18 protein-coding genes, 2 tRNA genes and 1 riboswitch are annotated in these 19,393 nt (G+C 52.0%); of the genes, 3 read left to right on the top strand and 17 right to left on the bottom strand.

The features are described 5' to 3' along the window. Positions 1 to 10: 10 nt before the first annotated feature. The 16 genes from fmt to ACKQTC_RS01995 all read right to left on the bottom strand — a co-directional run bounded on the left by fmt (position 11) and on the right by ACKQTC_RS01995 (position 14,880). On the bottom strand, positions 11 to 952 hold the full coding sequence (gene fmt / locus ACKQTC_RS02070; protein ID WP_408976773.1) for a methionyl-tRNA formyltransferase: 942 nt from the start codon (positions 950 to 952) through the stop codon (positions 11 to 13). After that, positions 952 to 1,407: a peptide deformylase gene (def, locus tag ACKQTC_RS02065; protein ID WP_408976772.1), complete on the bottom strand. Its 456-nt coding sequence runs from the start codon at positions 1,405 to 1,407 to the stop codon at positions 952 to 954. Before def ends, fmt begins: the two co-directional genes overlap by 1 nt. Before the next feature lie 23 nt (positions 1,408 to 1,430). Then, complete coding sequence (priA, locus tag ACKQTC_RS02060) at positions 1,431 to 3,914, bottom strand: replication restart helicase PriA (protein ID WP_408976771.1); 2,484 nt, start codon at positions 3,912 to 3,914, stop codon at positions 1,431 to 1,433. Between the two features lie 49 nt (positions 3,915 to 3,963). After that, positions 3,964 to 5,151: a methionine adenosyltransferase gene (metK, locus tag ACKQTC_RS02055; protein ID WP_408976770.1), complete on the bottom strand. Its 1,188-nt coding sequence runs from the start codon at positions 5,149 to 5,151 to the stop codon at positions 3,964 to 3,966. Positions 5,152 to 5,178: 27 nt separating this feature from the next. After that, positions 5,179 to 6,375 (bottom strand): bifunctional phosphopantothenoylcysteine decarboxylase/phosphopantothenate--cysteine ligase CoaBC, encoded by a 1,197-nt coding sequence (gene coaBC, locus ACKQTC_RS02050; RefSeq protein ID WP_408976769.1) that lies wholly within the window; start codon positions 6,373 to 6,375, stop codon positions 5,179 to 5,181. A gap of 6 nt (positions 6,376 to 6,381) precedes the next feature. Beyond that, entirely contained in the window at positions 6,382 to 6,606 is a 225-nt protein-coding gene (rpoZ, locus tag ACKQTC_RS02045) for a DNA-directed RNA polymerase subunit omega (RefSeq protein WP_408976768.1), read from the bottom strand. Beyond that, positions 6,587 to 7,231, bottom strand: coding sequence for a guanylate kinase (gene gmk / locus ACKQTC_RS02040; RefSeq protein WP_408976767.1), 645 nt, complete (start codon positions 7,229 to 7,231; stop codon positions 6,587 to 6,589). The genes rpoZ and gmk overlap by 20 nt, the downstream gene beginning before the upstream one ends. A gap of 24 nt (positions 7,232 to 7,255) precedes the next feature. After that, positions 7,256 to 8,125, bottom strand: a complete 870-nt coding sequence (locus ACKQTC_RS02035) for a YicC/YloC family endoribonuclease (protein ID WP_408976766.1) — start codon at positions 8,123 to 8,125, stop codon at positions 7,256 to 7,258. A 114-nt stretch (positions 8,126 to 8,239) separates the two neighbouring features. Next, positions 8,240 to 8,947, bottom strand: coding sequence for a hypothetical protein (locus tag ACKQTC_RS02030; RefSeq protein WP_408976765.1), 708 nt, complete (start codon positions 8,945 to 8,947; stop codon positions 8,240 to 8,242). Positions 8,948 to 9,117: 170 nt separating this feature from the next. Continuing rightward, positions 9,118 to 10,128 (bottom strand): aspartate-semialdehyde dehydrogenase, encoded by a 1,011-nt coding sequence (locus tag ACKQTC_RS02025; RefSeq protein WP_408976764.1) that lies wholly within the window; start codon positions 10,126 to 10,128, stop codon positions 9,118 to 9,120. 67 nt (positions 10,129 to 10,195) lie between these two features. Beyond that, a complete protein-coding gene (locus ACKQTC_RS02020) occupies positions 10,196 to 10,933 on the bottom strand; it encodes an amino acid ABC transporter ATP-binding protein (protein WP_408976763.1) in 738 nt (245 codons plus the stop codon). After that, on the bottom strand, positions 10,930 to 11,709 hold the full coding sequence (locus tag ACKQTC_RS02015) for an amino acid ABC transporter permease (RefSeq protein ID WP_408976762.1): 780 nt from the start codon (positions 11,707 to 11,709) through the stop codon (positions 10,930 to 10,932). The genes ACKQTC_RS02020 and ACKQTC_RS02015 overlap by 4 nt, the downstream gene beginning before the upstream one ends. Positions 11,710 to 11,772: 63 nt before the next feature. After that, positions 11,773 to 12,666, bottom strand: coding sequence for a transporter substrate-binding domain-containing protein (locus ACKQTC_RS02010; protein WP_408976761.1), 894 nt, complete (start codon positions 12,664 to 12,666; stop codon positions 11,773 to 11,775). A gap of 64 nt (positions 12,667 to 12,730) precedes the next feature. Next, positions 12,731 to 12,905, bottom strand: a riboswitch (Lysine riboswitch). An 89-nt stretch (positions 12,906 to 12,994) separates the two neighbouring features. Next, positions 12,995 to 14,128, bottom strand: a complete 1,134-nt coding sequence (locus ACKQTC_RS02005) for a glycoside hydrolase family 2 protein (protein WP_408976760.1) — start codon at positions 14,126 to 14,128, stop codon at positions 12,995 to 12,997. 10 nt (positions 14,129 to 14,138) lie between these two features. Further along, positions 14,139 to 14,759, bottom strand: a complete 621-nt coding sequence (locus ACKQTC_RS02000; RefSeq protein WP_408976759.1) for an XTP/dITP diphosphatase — start codon at positions 14,757 to 14,759, stop codon at positions 14,139 to 14,141. A gap of 49 nt (positions 14,760 to 14,808) precedes the next feature. Then, a tRNA-Gly gene (locus ACKQTC_RS01995) sits at positions 14,809 to 14,880 on the bottom strand. Between the two features lie 202 nt (positions 14,881 to 15,082). Between ACKQTC_RS01995 and ACKQTC_RS01990 the strand changes: the two genes are divergently transcribed. The 3 genes from ACKQTC_RS01990 to ACKQTC_RS01980 all read left to right on the top strand — a co-directional run bounded on the left by ACKQTC_RS01990 (position 15,083) and on the right by ACKQTC_RS01980 (position 18,774). Then, positions 15,083 to 15,154: transfer RNA gene (locus ACKQTC_RS01990), tRNA-Arg, on the top strand. Between the two features lie 105 nt (positions 15,155 to 15,259). Continuing rightward, positions 15,260 to 16,984 (top strand): ABC transporter ATP-binding protein, encoded by a 1,725-nt coding sequence (locus tag ACKQTC_RS01985; protein ID WP_408976758.1) that lies wholly within the window; start codon positions 15,260 to 15,262, stop codon positions 16,982 to 16,984. Then, positions 16,981 to 18,774: an ABC transporter ATP-binding protein gene (locus ACKQTC_RS01980; RefSeq protein WP_408976757.1), complete on the top strand. Its 1,794-nt coding sequence runs from the start codon at positions 16,981 to 16,983 to the stop codon at positions 18,772 to 18,774. Before ACKQTC_RS01985 ends, ACKQTC_RS01980 begins: the two co-directional genes overlap by 4 nt. Here the strand turns inward: ACKQTC_RS01980 and ACKQTC_RS01975 are convergent. After that, positions 18,742 to 19,332 carry a metalloprotease family protein gene (locus ACKQTC_RS01975; protein WP_408976756.1) on the bottom strand — a complete coding sequence of 197 codons (591 nt, stop codon included), beginning with the start codon at positions 19,330 to 19,332 and terminating at the stop codon, positions 18,742 to 18,744. The genes ACKQTC_RS01980 and ACKQTC_RS01975 overlap by 33 nt on opposite strands. Positions 19,333 to 19,393 lie beyond the last annotated feature (61 nt).

The following is a 19,393-nucleotide window of genomic DNA, read 5'->3' as shown; positions in this document are numbered from 1 at the left end:
CACCTCTCGTTTATTCCTCAACAGCGTCAAAGTGATCACCGGCAGCCAGCCTAGTGCCATTTAGGTAAGCATGAACAGGCATCGCCTTCTTCCCTGCCGGTTGGACCGTCTGCAGGCGGACCACGCCGGCCCCTGTTTGAACATCAATCCCGGCTTTAGAGGCATTCAAAATCGTGCCGGGTGCCTGGTCGCTGTCTTCCGAAGACAGGAAGGTCATCTTGATGACCTTCAAGCGTTGGCCGGCCAGCTTGGTGTAGGTCCCTGTCTGATGGCCAAAGGCCAGGTTGAGTTGAACAAGGCCCTGCCCATCCTGCCGCCAGTCAATCGCCTCATCTGCCTTGCTGAATTTTGGGGCATAGGAAGCCTGGCTATCATCTTGGGCCACCGGGGCCAGCTGACCGGACAGGATGGCCGTTAAGTGGGCCTCAATGGCTGCGCCCCCAAGGGCTGCCAGCCGCTCGAATAGGGCATCGCTATCCTCTTCCGGCCCAATGGCCGTCCGGTCTTGAGTGTAAACCGCACCGGTATCTAGGCCCTCCTCCATCCGCATCAGACTGATGCCGGTTTCAGCATCGCCATTGCGGATGGCCCATTGGATGGGGGCTGCACCGCGATAAGCTGGCAGTAGGGAAGCATGCACATTAACGAAGCCTTGGGGCAGGGCCTCCAACCATTTTTTAGGTAGGATTTTGCCATAGGCGGCAACCACAGCCCCATCGGCCTGGTGAGCGATGAAATCTGTAAAAGCCTCATCATCGAGTTTGGCCGGTTGATAAACGGGGATACCCCGCTCTTCAGCAAAAACCTTAACCGGCGGCGGTAAGACCTTCTTGCCCCGTCCTGCCCGTTTGTCTGGCTGGGTATAAACAGCCACCAGGTCATGCCCGGCGGCGATAACCGCTTCAGCAATACGAACAGCAAAATCCGGGGTGCCCATAAAAATCACCCGCATTATTCTGCACGCTCCACATTGCTGGCTTTGTCAATGTATAAAATCCCATCCAGGTGGTCGATCTCATGTTGCAGGGCCCGGGCCTTAAAGCCTTCCGCATCAATGGTCACTTCCTGCCCTTCTTCATTCAGGGCCTTGACCTGAACCTGGTTGGCCCTAATGACGATGCCGTTAAAGCCTGGTACGCTCAAGCACCCTTCAGGCCCTTCCTGGAGGCCCTCCTTCTTGACAATTTCAGGGTTGATGAGCTGCATGAGACCATCGCCGACATCGACGACAATCATCCGGCGGGAAATCCCCACTTGGGGGGCCGCCAAGCCAACACCATGTGCATGATACATGGTTTCAGTCATATTGGTTAATATTTGACGCGTGCGATCCGTCACTTCATCGACCGGTCTGGCCGTTTTACGTAAGACGGAATCACCTGCGGTTACGATTTGATATCTAGCCATAGACGCCTCCTTATCAGTGTCTACTATAGAATATTTTCAGGATCAACATCAACCGTTAAGCGCAAACTTTTACTCTTTCTTGAGGAAAATCGGTAATTCCTACACCAAATGCCCACGGTCAGTAGGGTTGGCAGGTGGGCTGCCTTTAAAATCATCTGGTACCGCCAACGGTTTCTAACCCTTTCCAAGGGGGCAGGACTCGGGCCAAGGATAATCAGGCGCCGGTCAGGCCGGTCCCGGGAATCCGGGTCATTGGCCAGTTGAACGTAACGTTCGCCATCCTTAGCGCTGACTTTCGTCAGGGCCTTGAGATCTCTGGCCAGGGCATGAATGGCTTCTTCAGCCACCAGCCGGTCCCCATCACTCACCACCACCTGCATCAGGTGAGTAAAAGGTGGATAGTCTATCATTCTACGTACCTCAATTTCATGATTATAAAACATATCATAATCTTGAGCACTCGCGGCTACAAGAGACGGATGGTCCGGCTGCCGGGTTTGAAAGATGACCAGGCCGGGCTTATCCCCCCGGCCGGCCCGTCCAGCCACCTGGGTCAGCTCTTGGAAGGTCCGCTCAGCTGCCCTGTAGTCTGGCAGGTAAAGGCCTAAGTCTGCATTCAGCACTCCGGTGAGGGTAATATTGGGGAAGTCCAAGCCCTTGGCGATCATCTGGGTCCCAATCAAGACCTGGGCCTCCCCTTTTTGGAAGGCCCGCAGAATTTCGCCTTGGTCGCGGCTTGTATCCGAATCCAATCGGAGGCTTTTAACCTCAGGGAAAAGGGCATGGAAGGCCTGCTCAACTTGCTCGGTCCCCATGCCCCGGTGGTTGAGCTGGTCTGACTGGCAATTAGGGCAAGTCGCCGGTGGCCGACTGACAAAGTCGCAATAATGACAGCGAAGGACCCCCTTATTCTTGTGGTAGGTCAGGGCCACGTCACAGTGGGGGCAAAGGATGGCTTCACCGCACTCGTCACAGACGAGGGCCGTCGCATAGCCCCGGCGGTTCATATATAAGAGGGCCTGGTCGCCCAGGGCCAGCCTTTCCTTTAAGGCCTGTATCAGTTGGTCACTGAAGACCTGTCGAGGGTCCAGCTCCCGGCGAAGGTCACAGACTTGAACGGTGGGCGGGTTAGCACCCCCGGGCCGTTCATGAAGGGACAACCGGGTAATACTGCCCGCATCTGCCCGGTAGGCCAGGTCTACAGATGGGGTGGCGCTCCCTGAAATAAAAAGAGCCTGGTTCATTTGGGCCCGTTTTTCCGCCACGGTATGGGCATGGTAACGTGGGTCCGGCTCCGTTTGCTTATAGGCCCCGTCATGGCCCTCATCGATAATAACCAGGCCCAGGTTTTCAAGCGGAGCAAAGACAGCGCTCCGGGTCCCGATGACAACCCGTCTCTTACCTGCTTTAATGTCTCGCCACTGCTGGTAGCGTTCTTTATCTGTCAGCCCACTATGTAAAATAGCTATGTCATCTGGAAATTGTGCAGCAAAGCGGGAAAGCATCTGCTTGGTTAAGGAAATCTCCGGAATTAACACCAGGGCTGTCTGCCCCTTGGCCAAGACCCGGGCCACTGACCGGATATAAATTTCCGTCTTCCCACTCCCGGTAATCCCCTGCAAGAGGAAGGAGGCAAAGGTCCCGGCCGCCAAACTTCTTTCCAAGGCCGCCATGACCTGGGCCTGGCCTTCAGAAAGGGTAATTTCCCTGGCTGGCGGGGTCACCTGGGCCGAATGGATGGTCGCGGCCTGGTAACTTTCTTCCTTGCGCACGTAGCCCTTTTTCATAAGCGCGGAAAGGCTGGCATGGGGATTGGTACCGCCAAAGCGGTGCCGCAATTGACTGGCCGTCTGGGGGCCATCTGTAAAAAGGGCCAGGAGGGTAGCCTGTTGGCGGGGGGCGCGAGCCAAGTCCTGTTCAGCCAGCTTGAAGGCCTCTTCAGATAAGTCTGCCAGGTAGAGGGCCAGGGGCTTTTCTTTCGGTTCTGTGTATTGCCAGCGCCATTGCACCAGCTTTTCCTCTTCTAAGGGGGCAAGTAGGGCCTGCCAGTCTGAAAAGGCGCCTTTTATTTTCTTTTCCGTTCTTGGCGTCTGGAGGTAATCTAAAAAAGACTTGGTCCTGGCGTCCAGGTCACCTGTACCAGCCTGACCAACCAGGACCCTTTCAAGCTTTTGCCGGATATAGGCCGGTAACATGGCTTCAAAGACCAGGTAAATAGGTGATAAAAATCGTTTGGCCGTCCACAGGCCAAGGGCCACCTGCTCCGGACTTAAAACAGGAGACTGGTCTAAAAGGTCTATGATTGCCTTAATCTGAACGCCGGCTTCCATACTATGCCTATCGGACACAGCGACGACCAGGGCCGGCATGGCTTTATTGCCCCGGCCATAGGGTACAAGGACCCGCATGCCCACACTCAGGTCTTCAGCTAAGTGGGGCGGAACGGCATAGGTAAAGGCTTTTCCACCTGGCGGATAAGGTAAATTTAAGACCACTTGGACAAACAAGACCCCGCCTCCTTTCAAAAAAAAGATGCCGCATGCGGCATCTTTGATATTAACCCTTGACGGCTTCTTTTAAGGCATCTACCCGGTCGGTTCTTTCCCAAGGCAGGTCCAGGTCTTCGCGGCCAAAGTGCCCATACGCAGCACAAGCCCGGAAGATGGGGCGCCGTAATTCTAAGTCACGAATGATAGCAGCCGGACGCAGGTCAAAGACGGTCATCACCGCCTGGGCCAGTTTTTCTTCATCAACGGTAGCTGTCCCGAAGGTCTCCACAAGAACGCTCATCGGCCGAGCTACCCCAATGGCATAGGCCAGTTGCACTTCGCATCTTTTGGCGAAACCGGCAGCCACGATATTTTTAGCCACATACCGAGCCGCGTAAGCGCCGGACCGGTCAACCTTGGTGCCATCTTTACCGGACAGGGCCCCGCCACCATGCCGGGCCATGCCACCGTAGGTATCAACAATAATTTTCCGGCCGGTCAAGCCGGCATCCCCTTGAGGGCCGCCGATGACAAAGCGTCCAGTGGGGTTAATAAAGTATTGGGTCTGGTCATCCAGGAGGTCCGCCGGAATGGCTACCTTGACCACCTGGTCAATAATATCTTCCCGCAACTGGTCTAAGTTAGCGGCATCTGTATGTTGGGCTGATATAACAATGGTATCCACCCGACGCGGGGTTCCATCTTCGTATTCAACAGTGACCTGGCTCTTACCATCAGGCAGGAGATAGTCCAGGGTCCCATTTTTTCGCACTTCTGTTAAGCGACGGGTCAGCCGGTGGGACAGGTAGATCGGCAGGGGCATCAGGGTAGGTGTTTCATCAGAGGCATAGCCAAACATCATCCCCTGGTCCCCGGCACCGATGGCCTCTATTTCTTCGTCGCTCATTGCCCCTTCACGGGCTTCCAGGGCACAGTCGACCCCTTGGGCGATGTCCGGTGACTGTTCCCCAATGGCCGTGATAACTGCAGAGGTCTTATAATCGAAGCCTTGGCGAGCATCATTGTAGCCAATGTCATGGATGACCCCGCGGGCAATTTTCGGCATATCGACATAGCAGCTGGTGCTGATTTCACCGGAAATAAAGACCATGCCGGTGGTTAAAAAGGTTTCACAAGCCACCCGGGCATTGGGGTCTTTTTCTAAAATAGCATCCAGGATGGCATCGGAAATTTGATCCGCTATTTTATCCGGATGCCCCTCCGTCACTGATTCTGAAGTAAAAAACTTTTTCAAATAAGCTCTCCCCTTTTGCCATAATACTTATAAGGACTTCTTTTCATTTAAAAGTTTATCGACACGTTCAATGATTTGAGCAGCTAGACGGTCTTTCGACATGGTGGGCCAGTGGTCCACTTGGCCGGCGCGGTCAATGACGGTCACTGTGTTGACATCATGACCAAAACCCGCATTGGCTGCTGTAATATCATTCGCGATAATCATATCTAAGCCTTTACGCTTTAATTTATCCTGGGCGTAGCCCTCTACATTCTGACTTTCAGCAGCAAAGCCCACCAGCACTTGATGGGGCTTTTTAATTTCCTTGACAGCAGATAGGATATCCGGGTTGCGGGTCAGGGCCAGGGACAGGTCTTCCTCCCCCTTCTTCATCTTGTTGTCCAGGTAAACCGCCGGCCGATAATCTGACGGCGCTGCCGCCATAATTAAGGCATCGCAAGTCTCAAATGCTTCTGTAATGGCCTTTTCCAGGTCCCTGGTACTAATAATAGGGATGGTCTTAATACCCGGCGGTGGGTCCAGGTGGACCGGGCCACTAACCAGGATTACGTCTGCCCCGGCATTTTTAGCCGCCTGGGCAATGGCATAGCCCATCTTTCCGGAGCTATGGTTGGTTAAATAACGGACAGGGTCTACCTGTTCCTGAGTTGGTCCGGCACTCACCAGGATCCGTTTACCTGTCATTGTTTTTGGCATGGCTGTAGCGAGGATGGCCTTTAAGATATCCTCCGGCTCCATCATCTTTCCAACCCCGACTGTGTGGCAGGCCAGCTGACCCTCAACTGGGGCTAAAATCTCCGCCCCCCGTTGGGCAATGGTCTCAATATTGGCCTGGGTCGCCGGATGCAGGTACATTTGATCATTCATAGCCGGAGCCACGAGCAACGGGCCGCCATAAGCCAGGAGCAAGGTGGATAGGAAATCATCGGCTATGCCATGAGCCATTTTAGCGATAATATTCGCCGTCGCCGGCGCGACAACGACCACGTCGGCCCACCGGGCCAGGTTAATATGGGCTAGGACATCTTCAGCCTGGGGCTCAAACATATCCAGAATGACCTTCCGAGATGTTAGGGTTTCATAGGGCAGCGGCATAACCATTTCCCTGGCGTGCTTGGTCAAAACTACCTGGACGTCACAACCAACCTTGGTCAAGGCACTGGTCAAGGGCAGGGTCTTGTAGGCCGCAATCCCCCCACTAACAGCTAAGATAACATTCATAAAGACCTACTCCTCTACAGGATCCTCTGTCTTCACATCATCATTAAAAGCATAGGAAACATGCCCTTCGCCAATTTCGCACAGGGCAATGGAAACGCTTTTATTGGTCGGAGCATCTGTTAAACGCACCGCTCCATCAACCAGTTCTCGCGCCCGTTTGGCAGCAACGACGGCCAAAGAGTACTTACTATCCGCTTCTTCAAGTAATTTATCAATACTCGGTTGAATCATATTTTTGCTCCTTTTCCACTCTAAACTGGCGCGGTAAGCGGCTATTATGCTCAACGCGACACTTTTCTGCATTGATAATGGCCTGCAGGTCTGCTGTTGCTTCATGGATATCGTCATTGACGATGACATAATCATAGGCCGTTAGGGTATTGATTTCATTCATAGCATTCCCTAACCGATGGCGAATCTGTTCTTCGCTTTCCGTTCCCCGTCCCCGGATACGACGCTCCAGTTCAGCAAAGGAAGGTGGCATAATAAAAACCAGAACCGCATCGCTTTTTTTCAATTTAACCTGCTTTGCCCCTTGGGGATCAATTTCAATCATCACATCTTTGCCCGCCTGGACCTGCTCTTCCACATAGTCGAGAGGCGTTCCGTAATAATTTTTATAGACCTCTGCCCATTCCAGGAAGCCGTCAGCCTTTATTTTTTCTTTGAAGGCCTCTCGGGTCATAAAGAAATAATCGACCTGGTCTTTTTCACCGGGTCTGGGGTCTCGCGTGGTCGCAGAAATAGAATAGTTGATATCTATTTGTTCTCTTAAGTGCTCGCAAAGGGTCCCTTTTCCTGCACCGGAAGGCCCTGATAATACGATGACAATGCCTTCTTGTTTATGCGCTAACATAAGCGCCTCCTTCCAGTCACAATTTTAGGCGATATTTTGAATTTGTTCCCGCATGGCATCAATCAGTGTTTTCAATTCAACAACTGCGTGGCTGCCGCGGGTATCATTAATCTTTGACCCACAGGTATTCACTTCCCGGTTCATTTCCTGGAGGTAAAAATCCGCTTCTCGACCAATAGGGCCTTCTTCTTTGAAGAGGTCTTTGAGTTTTTTTATATGGCTGTCTAGACGGACCAGTTCTTCTTCGATACTGGTCCGGTTCATAAAGTAAACCAATTCTTCCATCAGCCGCTGCTCATTGACGCCGGCTTGGCCTAGAACCTCTTCCAGTTTGTCCCGCAGTTTTTCCTCAAGCTGCTGGCTGACCCGGGGGGCAACTTCTTGTAAGACCCCGAGGTTGGTCACACATTTTTCTAAACGCTGGTCTAAGTCTGCAGCCAGCCGGTCGCCTTCTGCCAGGGCCGCCTGGCTGTAATTGGCCAGGGCGGCTTGGAGGGCTTGGAAGATCAAGGGCTTATCCTCTTCGTCAAAGCTAAGGTTTTGGTCTTCAATCATGTGCGGAATTTGTAAAAGGGCTAGCCATTCCTGCCGGCTGAAATCGCCTTCTCCGACCTGGCTATTCAAGTGGCTGGCAACAGTAGCCAATAAGCTTTCATTAATGGCCCAACGGGCCTGGCCGGCAGCCAGGTCTTCCAGGCGAACCTCAACATTAATATTCCCGCGGAATATTTCTTGGCTCAAGGCCTGTCTTAATTCTACTTCATAGGGGCGCAAAATTTGTGGCATTGAAATACGCCAATCCAATCGCTTGTGGTTCACCGAATGGATGGCGACCGATACATGCCATTGAGCATTTTCTGCAGTACCAGCCCCAAATCCTGTCATGCTGCGCATAGGACCTCCTAAAATAGTTTTACCTTACAATACCACAAATCAGCTGGTAAAAAAAGTATCGGTAACCAATCCGTTAAAAGCGTACGGCTGACGCCGAAACCGTCAGCCGTAGACTTATAAGGAGTATTCAATTTCAATTGGTTTTAAATTTTTGCTGAGGATGTTTTTCTTAGGCTTAATGATGACCTTATTTTTGCGGATTAAGATACTGCCACACCGCTGCATGGCCACAGATAGACAGTGGGCGTCATCCAGGTGATCATGACGGAGCACATCCCCGTGCTTATCTTTAATGGTGGAATAAATTTGACACTGACCGTTATTAAATAGCCGCAGGGACAGGTGGACCTCTATTTTTTGGTCGCACTTACTGCGATATAAAAGGGGCAGGTCTTCATCCCCTTCCCGGATAATAGCAACCGCCTCGAGGATATCATCGGTAAACTGGTCTTCCGTATCATAGGTTAAAAGAATACGTTCCGTTGTCGCCAGTAAAATAGCCTTTTTTTCTTGGTCAGACCGCCGGTTAAAATCTTCTGCATTGAGCCCAATGGTAATGTAGCGAGACCCATCATTGGATAAGCGCATTTCATCTTCAATTTCAGTGGCCGGTAGGTAAGTGCTAAAAACGACTGTTAATTTTTCTTGTTCAAATAATTTAACGCCCTTTTCATATAGTAACAGGGCTAAGCGTTGACCAATAACCGAATAATTAAAAGGAATGTGGTATAAAACACCGATATCTGCAGGGAACTCTTCCCCGGATACATTCGGTACATCGGTTTCTGCATAGGTCAAGGCCGTTATGACCTTCGCTGTCATATCGTCACCTCATTGTATAAGTAATCCCATAAAGACGACATATTGTATACACAGGTCAAGTATACCATATCTCCTGATGGAACAGTTTTGTTTTATGCTAGGATTACTTTTTTTTATCAACCCACAAAAAACGCTTAAGGAGGGGATGCCTCCTTAAGCGAATGATCTGCTTATATCCAATCCTTTTCCAGCAAAAGTTCTAAAATTTGCACCGTATTGGTAGCTGCCCCCTTACGAATTTGGTCGAAACAGGCCCATAAGTTTAAGGCATGGTCATTGTAGAGGTCTTTGCGAATCCGGCCAACATAAATATCATCGCTGCCCGTTGCCGTAATCGGCATGGGGTAGATGTTATCATGGGGCTTGTCCTGTAAGACCACCCGGGGGGCTGCAGCGAGAATTTCGCGAGCCTCATCCGGGGAAAGGGGATTTTCAAATTCCACATAGACACTTTCCGCATGGCTCCGCATAACCGGCACCCGAACGGCTGTGACCGTAATGGCCATATCCGGCGCGTCTAAAATTTTATGTGTTTCATGGAGGACTTTGGTCTCTTCCTTGCTGTAGTCCTCTTCCTGCCAAACATCAATATGGGGGATTAAGTTAAAGGCAATTTGGTGTTGGAAAACATCCAGATGAATGGGTTTGTGGTCAAGGATTTGACGGGACTGGTCTTCTAATTCCGTCAGACCGGCAGCACCTGCACCGGAAACGGCCTGGTAGGTACTGACAATAATCCGCTTGACGCCCGCTTTCTGGTGGAGGGGGTTAATGGCCCCTACCAAGAGGGTCGTCGAGCAGTTCGGACTGGCAATGAGCCCCTTATGGTTTTTAGCTGCCTCCCCGTTGACTTCCGGAATAATGAGGGGGACATCTTCCTCTAAACGGAAGGTGCTGCTATTGTCAATGACAACCGTCCCGGCTGCCTGGACGTCTCGCCCAAAGGCTCGGCTGGCTGGGCCACCGGCAAATAGGGCCACATCTACGCCCTTGAAGGCATCCAGGGTGGTTTCTTCTACGGTATATGTTTTTTCCATAAAGGTTATTTCTTTGCCCGCGCTCCGGGAACTGGCCAGCATCCTTAGGGATTTAAATGGCACTTTACGCTCTTCGATCACCTTGAGAATTTCTTGCCCTACAGCACCAGTGGCGCCAACAACGGCAATATTTAATTCTTTCATAGCAGCATCTCCTTTTATATATCAGGTTACCGGTCATGCTATCATGCAGGACCTGGACTGTCAAATGTTAACGGGCAGCCCGGGCCAAAAACTCCCGCGTCCGGTCATGCTGGGGATTTTCGAATAATTGGTCCGGCGTCCCGCTTTCCAGGATAATGCCCTCATTCATAAAGACAATTCGGTCAGCGACATCGCGGGCAAAGTTCATTTCATGGGTGACGACAATCATGGTCAGGCCGCTACCAGCCAGGTCCTTCATGATGGCCAGAACATCATCAACCATTTCCGGGTCTAAGGCCGAGGTCGGTTCGTCAAAGAGGACCACTTCCGGATCCATAGAGAGCGCCCGGGCAATGGCCACCCGTTGCTTTTGCCCACCGGAGAGTTGTCGGGGCAGGGCATTGGCAAATTCGATCATGCCCACTTGTCGGAGATATTTTTTAGCCGTCTCCTCTGCCTCTTGTTCTGACCGGCCCAGGGCCTTGACCTGGGCATAGGTGCAGTTTTTAAGAACAGACATGTTATTGAACAAGTTAAACTGCTGGAAAACCATCCCCACTTTTGTGCAGTATTGGTTCTGGTCGACCTGGTCTGCTAAAATATTCTGGTCTTTAAAGTAGATGGCGCCGCCGGTCGGCTGCTCCAAAAGGTTGATGCAGCGAAGCAGGGTTGATTTCCCTGACCCGGATGACCCAATCAGGCAGACCACTTCACCGGGAGCTACCTCCAGGTCAATTTGCCGCAGTACTTCCCTGGAACCAAAGGATTTTTTCAATTTCTCAATCCGAAGAACAGCTTTTGTCATTTTGTTTGCCCTCCTTGGCCCAGGTTACTCATATAGGCGCTGCCATCTAAGTCAACCATGAGTTCATAGTGGTCGCTGCCATCCATCTTACGTTCAATTAAACCCAGAATCCGGGTGGTCACGAGGGTTAAGACTAGGTAGATGACACAGGCAATGAGAAAGGGCGGGCCTACATTAAACATGGCCCCACCGATGGTTTGGGAGGTGTAGAAAATCTCCGTTACCCCAATGATGGATAAGACGCAGCTGTCCTTCATGTTAATGATAAATTCATTACCGATGGTCGGTAAAATATTACGCAGGGCCTGGGGCATGATAATGCCCTTCATCGTTTGCCAGTGGCTCAGGCCTACCGAATGGGCCGCCTCATACTGGCCCTTATCCACAGAAATAATCCCGGACCGAACAATTTCTGCCATATAGGCCCCGGTATTAATGGTAATAATCAGCAGCCCGGCCGTCAGAACATTGAGTTGGACACCAAAGAGGCCGGCTGCAATCCCAAAGTAGATGAACATGGCCTGGACCATCATGGGGGTACTCCGGAAAAATTCAATATAGCAGGTGGTCAGAAAGCGACCGATTTTATACAGGGTCACCAGGACCTTGTTAGACTGGCGCTCGATGGGAATGACCCGGTACATCCCTACCAGCATGCCGATGGCCAGGCCCACCAGCGTCCCAACGACAGCCAAAAGCAGGGTTACCCCGATGCCACGCAAGTACCAGTTCCCATAATTGGCCAATATATTGGAAATGGGTTCTAATAATGCCATTATAGCCTTCCTTTCAGAAAAGAGACTGCCCTTATATAAGGGCAGTCCATGGAGTCAAGTCGCTTATGCAGCAGGTTGTTCCTTGATGGCCTTTTCCATCAAAGCTTCACGGTCTTCATCGCTGATTTTCTTCAGGGCATTATTAACTGCTTCCATCAGGGCGTCATTGCCTTTTTTGACAGCTGCAGCAATAGCAATGTCGTTAGGGTCTGTTTCAAAAGCATTGGCTTCGTCAAATTCAACAAAGGTAAAGCCTTTGATGGCGTTTTGAGCAGATAAGCCTTCTACTTTTTCAGAAACATAGCCATCGATGATGCCGGATTTTAAGGCTTCGCGCATGGTGCTGAAGTCCTTCATCGGGTCTTGGATTTTTGCTGCAGTTAATTGTTTGAGGGCGGTAGCATGGAAGGTATTGACTTGAGCCGTTACCTTAGCATCCTTGAAGTCTTCCTTGGTCTTGGCTTGAGCATAGGGGCTGTCTTCTTTGACGACAACAACCAGTTGGCTGAGGTAGTAGGGGTCAGAGAAGTTCACCGTTTTCCGGCGTTCAGCTGTCGGGCTCATTCCGGCCATAACCAAGTCAGCTGTACCGGATTGGACAGCCGGAGACAGGGAATCCCAGGGCAGTTTAACCACTTGTAATTCTAAGCCGAGTTCTTTAGCAACCAATTGAGCCATTTGGATGTCATAGCCATTGGCAAAGGTATTGGTCCCCTTAATCGGCGCAGCATTGTTGCTGTCATCGACCTGGGTCCAGTTGAAGGGCGGGTATTGGGCTTCCATGGCAATGGTTAACTTCCCTTTTTCAACGGTTTGAAGGCCGCCATCGGTCGCTGCAGTTGACGCCGCCGGTTCAGATGTAGCAGCGCTTTCGCTCGCACCATTACCGCCACAGGCGGTGACAGATACAGCTAAAGCCAGGGTGAGTACAGTTGCCATTAATTTTTTTAGTTTCATAATCCTGAAACCTCCTCTTTTTTTACCATATAAAAACACCACAATTGCTTGTGGTGTAATGCATCAGTTTTGCAGCACAACAATGGATTCATTGACAGCCCTAAACCTATTGAGTTTAGTTCCAAGAAAGAAGTGAAGAAAGCACCCTCTCTTTCGGCGAAGACACCTTTAGGTCTGTTTCAATGGCGCTTTTTCGCCTCCGCAGCCGACTCTTTGTCCTCGCAACCTCTGCATTACAATATGATATTGCCTTAAGGCTAACATACATTTGCATGGGCGTCAATTGAAAGTTATCAATACTTGTCATTAGTCACAAAAGGCGCTCCCTTCACTCTGCTGAAAAGCTGGTCAATAAGGGACGCCGGAAGGGATCCAGCTGGTCAACCAGGGCCCTATAGGCGGCAAGGTTTGCTGCAGAAAATCCACTGCTATTTTCCCCAAGGCCCCAAGCTTGGATGCAGGGATGACAGCCATACCGCCTTAACCACTTTTCCAGTAAATTGCGCCGCCTGGCCCCCTCGATGCCCTGGGCGTAGATCGTAACGGGTGGCAGGTCCAGGATGACCTGCTGGCCAATCTGGTCACAGAGGGCTAGGTAGGGGTCAGCCTGGGTTAGACCATCTAAGCGGAGGTAGCCGGCCCGGGCTTGAACCAGCGGACCGGTCTGCTCTTGACAAAAGGTCTCTAAGGATAGGATGGGGAGGTTCCCGTCTATGTCGGGTCCAGGAGCCAGTAAGCCAAAGGGTAGAAGCCAGTGGTCCATGAGCTGGTCATTGTCGATGGCCTGCACCTCCAGCTGGTAGAGGGTCGGTTGGTCCGGGGACCAGGCCTGGAGTAGACCGTCCGGTATGGTATGGCGCTTACCCTCACCTGTGTAAAGGTCCTCCCCATCTTCATTCAGCAGAAAGACATAGACCTGATCCAGACGGCCGAGGACCTCCAGTTGGAAGGCCAGGTGCCCCTCTTCTTTGGTCAGGTAACCGTTAGAAATATAGGACCAGGGCGTCGTCTTAATGCCAATGGAGCCAAAGACACCTGCTGCCGGCATACCAAGGGGAGCAGCTAAGGCCAGCCAATCTTCTGCAGCTATATTGAGCGGCGGCAACAAGGGGCAGGTATCCTTATCCGGCAGGTTGACAAAGCGAATGACCAACTGGTTGTCGCCGACCTGGAGTAAGTCATTGCAGGCAAATTCAACCGCTTCACCCGGACTATAGTGGATGTGAGCCAGGACGCCATTCATATAAATATAGGCCGGCGCAGCCATGCTTTCGCAAAAAAAAGCGCAGCGTTGGCCTAAAAAGGCCGCCGGTAAGATGAAGCGGTAGCGGTAGCTTTGTTCTTCTCCTAAGGCTGAAAAGGCAGGTCCGCTGGGCGAGGGAAAGGCAACCGCTTGCTGGGCCTGGTCGGATAGCCAGTAGCCTGCCAGGGACAAGAATAAGCGGCTAGCTGTCTGCTTCATGGCCCTGCCCTTACCCTTCCTGGGCCAAGTGGCCGGTTTGAGCAAAGGTCTGGAGAATAGGGACAGCCTTGGCGCAGGCCCGGGCCCGGTGGCTAATAGTATTCTTCTCCGCTGGCCCCATCTCAGCCAAGGTCTTCATGGCTTCCGGGACTAAAAAGAGGGGGTCATAGCCAAAGCCATTGGCCCCGGCCGGCGACCGGAGAATGACCCCGTCCAGCCGCCCTTCGACAAAAATAGGCGATTGGTCGGGCAAGGCCAGAGCCAAGACACAGACAAAGTGGGCCTGGCGCTTATCATTGGGGGTATCAGCCAAATCGGCCAATAATTTTTTATTATTGGCTGCGTCATCATGGGCGAACCCGGCATACCGGGCCGAATAAATCCCAGGGGCTCCGTCTAGGGCCTCTACCACCAGGCCTGAGTCATCGGCCAGGGCCAGCTGGCCAGTCAGACGGGCGACGGTTTGCGCCTTAATGGCTGCGTTTTCCTGAAAGGTCTCTCCGTCCTCAACGATTTCGCCTACAGCCGGATAAGCGGCTAGGCTCTCTACTTCAAAGGGCAGATGGGCGAGTAGGGCTTCCATTTCTTTTCTTTTCTTTTCATTATGGGTGGCAAGTACCAGTTTAATCATAGACCCTCCTGATTTTAGATACAAAAAAAGCACCCTTTGGGGTGCTGGAAGCGGAAAACGAGATTCGAACTCGCGACCCTCGCCTTGGCAAGGCGATGCTCTACCACTGAGCCATTTCCGCATAGCGCTCATCTCTGGCGCTATTACATAATATCACACTCCAGAAAAAATGCAAGCCTTTTTTTACAAAAAATTGATGGTCTTTTATCTAATTTTCTTAAAGGCCCCACCGGCCACCGCCAGGTCAAGCTTAATTTCTTTTTATCTTATGAAAACGACCCCTTTACAAATCACTTCATTCAGGCTATAATATCAATCGTTAAGCGCCCGTAGCTCAGTGGATAGAGCGTTGCCCTCCGGAGGCAAAAGCGTAGGTTCGACTCCTATCGGGCGTGGTCCAAGTGGTCTGATTGTCAGACCACTTTTTTCTTTTTTATAGATGTTTATCGGTTACCTTCCTTGGTTATTTGGTAATTTATCCCAGGATATGGAGGTGTCCTATGGCTTTTATTTGGAAGTATATCAAAGAAGATGCACTTTTTTTGCTGATTGCCCCGGCCTTTATGCTCCTATCTGTCGCTGCAGACTTACTCCAACCCACGCTGATGGCGCAGATTGTCGATAACGGGGTGGCCAACGGGGACCTGGCCTACATCAAAGAAAGAGCCCTGCTCATGCTCTTAACAACCATCGGCGGTCTCTTGGCCGGAATCATCTCTTATTATATGGCTGCCCGGACAACGGCGCGGGCCGGCCAACGGATCCGGCTGTCCCTCTTTTCAAAAATAACGACCTTTTCCCACAAAGAATTAGACCGCTTTTCCGTCCCCACCCTCATTACCCGGATGACCAATGACGTCAGCCATGTCCAATCGGTGATTTTATCCATCCAGAATACCTTTTTACAGGTCCCCTTCTTATTGACTGGGGGCCTATTTATGGCGATCCGGCTGAGTCGCCAGCTGTCTCTGATCTTTTGTATCGCTATTCCTGTCCTCATTGCTATTATCGCCATTGTCCTGGTCCGGGCCGTCAAGGTCTTCCCGGTGGTCCAGGAAAAGCTGGATGCCTTAAACCGGATTGCCCGGGAAAGCATCCTCGGCATGCCGATTATCAAGGGCTACTTGGCGGAGCCCCTGGAGAAAATCCGCTTTAGCAAGGCCAATGATGACCTATACAACTGGCAGCTCAAGTCTGCCCTCCTGATGATCCTCATGTCCCCCTTTATTATGATGACCTTCAACTTCTCTAGCGTCGCCATCCTCTGGGTGGGGGGCTATGAAGTCTATGCCGGCCAGCTTGAGGTCGGGAAAATCATGGCTTTCTCCACTTATCTGTCTCAAATTTTAATGGCGGTCATGATTAGCTCTTTTGTTATTTATATGTTTTCCCAGGCCCAGGCCTCTTTAAAACGGATCCAGGAAGTGGTTGATACAGAAACCAGCATCCAATCGCCTGCAAGCGGCAAAGAAGCCCAGGGCTACCAGATTGACTTTGACCATGTCTCCTTCCGCTATGATGAAGAGGCTGCTGAGGATACCTTAAGGGATATCCACTTGACCATCCGGGAAAATGAACGGATTGGCATTGTTGGGCCGACAGGGTCCGGTAAGTCCAGCCTGGTCGGCTTAATGCTCCGCTTTTATGACCCCCAAGAGGGGACTGTTTCCTTTGGCGGAGTCCCCCTGCCCCAGCTGGACCTGGTCCAGTTGCGGCAAGCCATTGGCCTGGTCCAGCAGGACAATACCGTCCTTTCCGGCAGTATTGAAGAAAATCTGAAAATCGCCAACCCCCAGGCCGGTGCGACAGATATGCAAAAAGCCCTGGACCAGGCGATGGCCCAGGAGCTCTATATCCACCGGGAGGGTGGCCTATCCACGGCCATCCAGCAGCGGGGGAACGACTTGTCCGGCGGCCAGCAACAGCGGCTCTCCATTGCCCGGGTCCTCTTACAAAAGCCCCGGGTCCTGATTTTGGATGACAGCACCAGCGCCCTAGACGTCCTGACGGAAAAGCGCTTTTTAGATGAGCTGGACCAGCATAAGACCGAGCAAAGCCAGATTATCATCGCCCAACGGATCAGCACCTTGAAGCGGTGTGACCGAATCATCGTTATGAACCGTGGCCGCATCGAAGCCATTGGGTCCCATGAGGCTTTACTGGAAGAGAGCCCCACCTATCAAGCCATTGCCCTGAACCAGTCTGACCGAGAGGTGACGCTATGAGTAGACATCGGCAGAAAAAGGCCATGGCAGGGCCCAAGCCCGCCCAAAACACCTGGCCAACCCTTAAACGCCTCATCGGCACCCTCCGTCCCTCCTTGGGCATGATCATCCTGGCCTCTATTGCCAACACCTTGGTCACCGCCCTGACCATCTTCAGCATGTACCTGATGGGCCTGGCCATTGATAAGTATATCTTACAAATGGACCTGGAAGGGCTCGGCCGTCTGGCCCTGGGTATGATTGCCCTTTTTATAACCACCTCTGCCCTCAGTTACCTGGATACCAGGATCATGGCCCTCGTCGCCCAAAATATTTCCAAGTCCTTACGGGCCTCGATTTTTGCCCAGCTCCTCCGCCTCCCCCTGTCTTATTTTGACCGCCAGAGCTCCGGTGACCTGATGAGCCGGTTGACCAATGATGTTGATAGCATCAACCAGACCCTAGCCACCAGTGTGAGTTCTGTCCTAGAGGCCCTCATTAACCTGGTGGGGATTTTCATCGCTATGATGCTCCTATCGCCTACCCTTACCGGCTGGAGCATGCTGGTCCTCCCCTTCGTCTTTATCAGCACCCGGGTGGTCATCCATTTTTCATCCCGCTATTACCGGGCCCTGCAGCAAAACTTGGGGGCGGTCAATGGCTATGCGGAAGAGCATATCTCCGCTCAAAAAATGCTCCTCCTCTATGATACCCGGGAAAGTGTCCAGAAGGACTTTATCCGTCTCAATGACGACCTGGCAGATGCCTACAAAAAAGCCCAGGCTGCTTCGGTCCTGAAACCGATTACCGACTTTCTGAATAACCTCGTCTTTCTAACCGTTACCCTCATCGGTAGCTACCTGATTATTACAGGGGGCCAATTAACGGTGGGGATCCTCTTCTCCTTCTTGATGTACATGCGGCGGTTTACCCGCCCCCTCAACGACCTGGCCAGTCTCTTTAACACCATCCAGGCGGCCATTGCCGGCGCTGAACGGATCTTCAACCTCCTGGATAGCCCGCCGGAAGATGATACCGGCCTCAAGGCCTATGACTTCAAGGGCGGTGCTATTTCTTACCGCCAGGTCTCTTTCAGCTATGATGATGAAGAGGTCCTCCATGATATTTCCTTTGAAGTCCCCAGCGGGGAAACAGTGGCCCTGGTCGGGGCAACCGGATCGGGCAAGACGACCATTGCCTCCTTGCTCAACCGCTACTATGACCCGGATAAGGGGACTATTTTCCTGGACGGACAGGACACCAGCCAGTTGTCCCGTCAGTCTATCCGGGACCAGATTGGCCTTGTCCTCCAAAACACCTTCCTCTTTACGGAAAGTGTCGCCGATAACATCCGCTACAGTCGACCGGAGGCCACGAAGGCTGAAGTCATTGCAGCAGCTAAGGCAGCCGGGGCGGATGACTTTATCCGCCAGCTGCCCCACGGTTATGAAACCATCCTAAAGGATAACGGCAGCAACCTATCCGGCGGCCAAAGGCAATTGCTGGCCGTCAGCCGGGCCATTTTAGCCGACAAGCCCCTCCTCATTCTAGATGAGGCCACCTCTTCTATTGATACCAAAACAGAGAAGCTGGTCCAGGCCTCCTTTGCCCAACTGACTAGGGGCCGGACGACCATGATCATTGCCCACCGCCTCTCTACCATCCGCAATGCAGACCACATCATCGTTATCGATGACGGGCGGATTGTTGAACAGGGCAACCACCAGACCCTCCTGGAAAAAGGCGGCGTCTATGCCCGAATGCACGCCAGCCAGGACTTAGCGGAACCAATAGCTGTGCCAGCCGGATAATTGGACATAGGCCTCCTTGGGCACCTGTACAAGGGTATTGTAGATATTGTAAAGGTCTCCAACCGCCCCTAATAAAAGGGCACAAGCAAAGGGAAAAAGGGACCGGACCAGGTAATGGTCGCTGCCCGTCAAGGCCCAAATCCCTAAGGGCAGAAGGCCCAAAAGCAGCCCCGGTGCTGCAGAAATGACAATAAAACGCAGCCGGCTAACCGGTTGGGGTGAATAAGCCATGAGCAGGCCGGCATCTATTTTTTGGTAAACATGGACCTCCGCCCCCCTTGGAAAAGCCCAGGCATGGATCCACTCATGGAGAAAAAAGCCCGGTATAATGGCCAGGCAGCCCAAAATAGTGGGTAAATGAAGCCAGTGCCCGGTGACCAGACACCTGGCCCCATAGGCCAAGGCAACCAGGGCTAGCAGGGGCCAGTGCCAAGGCATGATGGCCTTGACCAAACTGTCCAGGTCAGCTGGTTCATCATAGGGCACCGCATGGGCAGGCAGGTCAGAGCTGGGCAAGTCTTCCAGCCTTGCCAGGTAGCCTTTATAGTGGATGGCCATATGCACCTCCTCAAGCAAGTACAAAAGATATGAAAAATCCTATTCCACAGACCTGTGGAAT

It is taken from the genome of Peptococcus simiae (assembly GCF_046097595.1).
In the GTDB taxonomy this organism is placed as follows: domain Bacteria; phylum Bacillota; class Peptococcia; order Peptococcales; family Peptococcaceae; genus Peptococcus; species Peptococcus simiae.
The sequence above is the reverse complement of the archived record's forward strand: the minus strand, read 5'-3'. Positions and strand labels throughout refer to the sequence as shown.

Bases quoted from the DNA above. Each gene is read 5' to 3' on its own strand.
- def (WP_408976772.1), bottom strand. From the start codon at position 1,407: ATGGCTAGATATCAAATCGTAACCGCAGGTGATTCCGTCTTACGTAAA.
- coaBC (WP_408976769.1), bottom strand. From the start codon at position 6,375: ATGAATGTTATCTTAGCTGTTAGTGGGGGGATTGCGGCCTACAAGACC.
- fmt (WP_408976773.1), bottom strand. From the start codon at position 952: ATGCGGGTGATTTTTATGGGCACCCCGGATTTTGCTGTTCGTATTGCT.
- ACKQTC_RS02015 (WP_408976762.1), bottom strand. From the start codon at position 11,709: ATGGCATTATTAGAACCCATTTCCAATATATTGGCCAATTATGGGAAC.
- ACKQTC_RS02020 (WP_408976763.1), bottom strand. From the start codon at position 10,933: ATGACAAAAGCTGTTCTTCGGATTGAGAAATTGAAAAAATCCTTTGGT.
- ACKQTC_RS02035 (WP_408976766.1), bottom strand. From the start codon at position 8,125: ATGCGCAGCATGACAGGATTTGGGGCTGGTACTGCAGAAAATGCTCAA.
- gmk (WP_408976767.1), bottom strand. From the start codon at position 7,231: ATGTTAGCGCATAAACAAGAAGGCATTGTCATCGTATTATCAGGGCCT.
- ACKQTC_RS01975 (WP_408976756.1), bottom strand. From the start codon at position 19,332: ATGGCCATCCACTATAAAGGCTACCTGGCAAGGCTGGAAGACTTGCCC.
- ACKQTC_RS02030 (WP_408976765.1), bottom strand. From the start codon at position 8,947: ATGACAGCGAAGGTCATAACGGCCTTGACCTATGCAGAAACCGATGTA.
- ACKQTC_RS01980 (WP_408976757.1), top strand. From the start codon at position 16,981: ATGAGTAGACATCGGCAGAAAAAGGCCATGGCAGGGCCCAAGCCCGCC.
- ACKQTC_RS02025 (WP_408976764.1), bottom strand. From the start codon at position 10,128: ATGAAAGAATTAAATATTGCCGTTGTTGGCGCCACTGGTGCTGTAGGG.
- rpoZ (WP_408976768.1), bottom strand. From the start codon at position 6,606: ATGATTCAACCGAGTATTGATAAATTACTTGAAGAAGCGGATAGTAAG.
- ACKQTC_RS02005 (WP_408976760.1), bottom strand. From the start codon at position 14,128: ATGAAGCAGACAGCTAGCCGCTTATTCTTGTCCCTGGCAGGCTACTGG.
- ACKQTC_RS02010 (WP_408976761.1), bottom strand. From the start codon at position 12,666: ATGAAACTAAAAAAATTAATGGCAACTGTACTCACCCTGGCTTTAGCT.
- ACKQTC_RS01985 (WP_408976758.1), top strand. From the start codon at position 15,260: ATGGCTTTTATTTGGAAGTATATCAAAGAAGATGCACTTTTTTTGCTG.
- ACKQTC_RS02000 (WP_408976759.1), bottom strand. From the start codon at position 14,759: ATGATTAAACTGGTACTTGCCACCCATAATGAAAAGAAAAGAAAAGAA.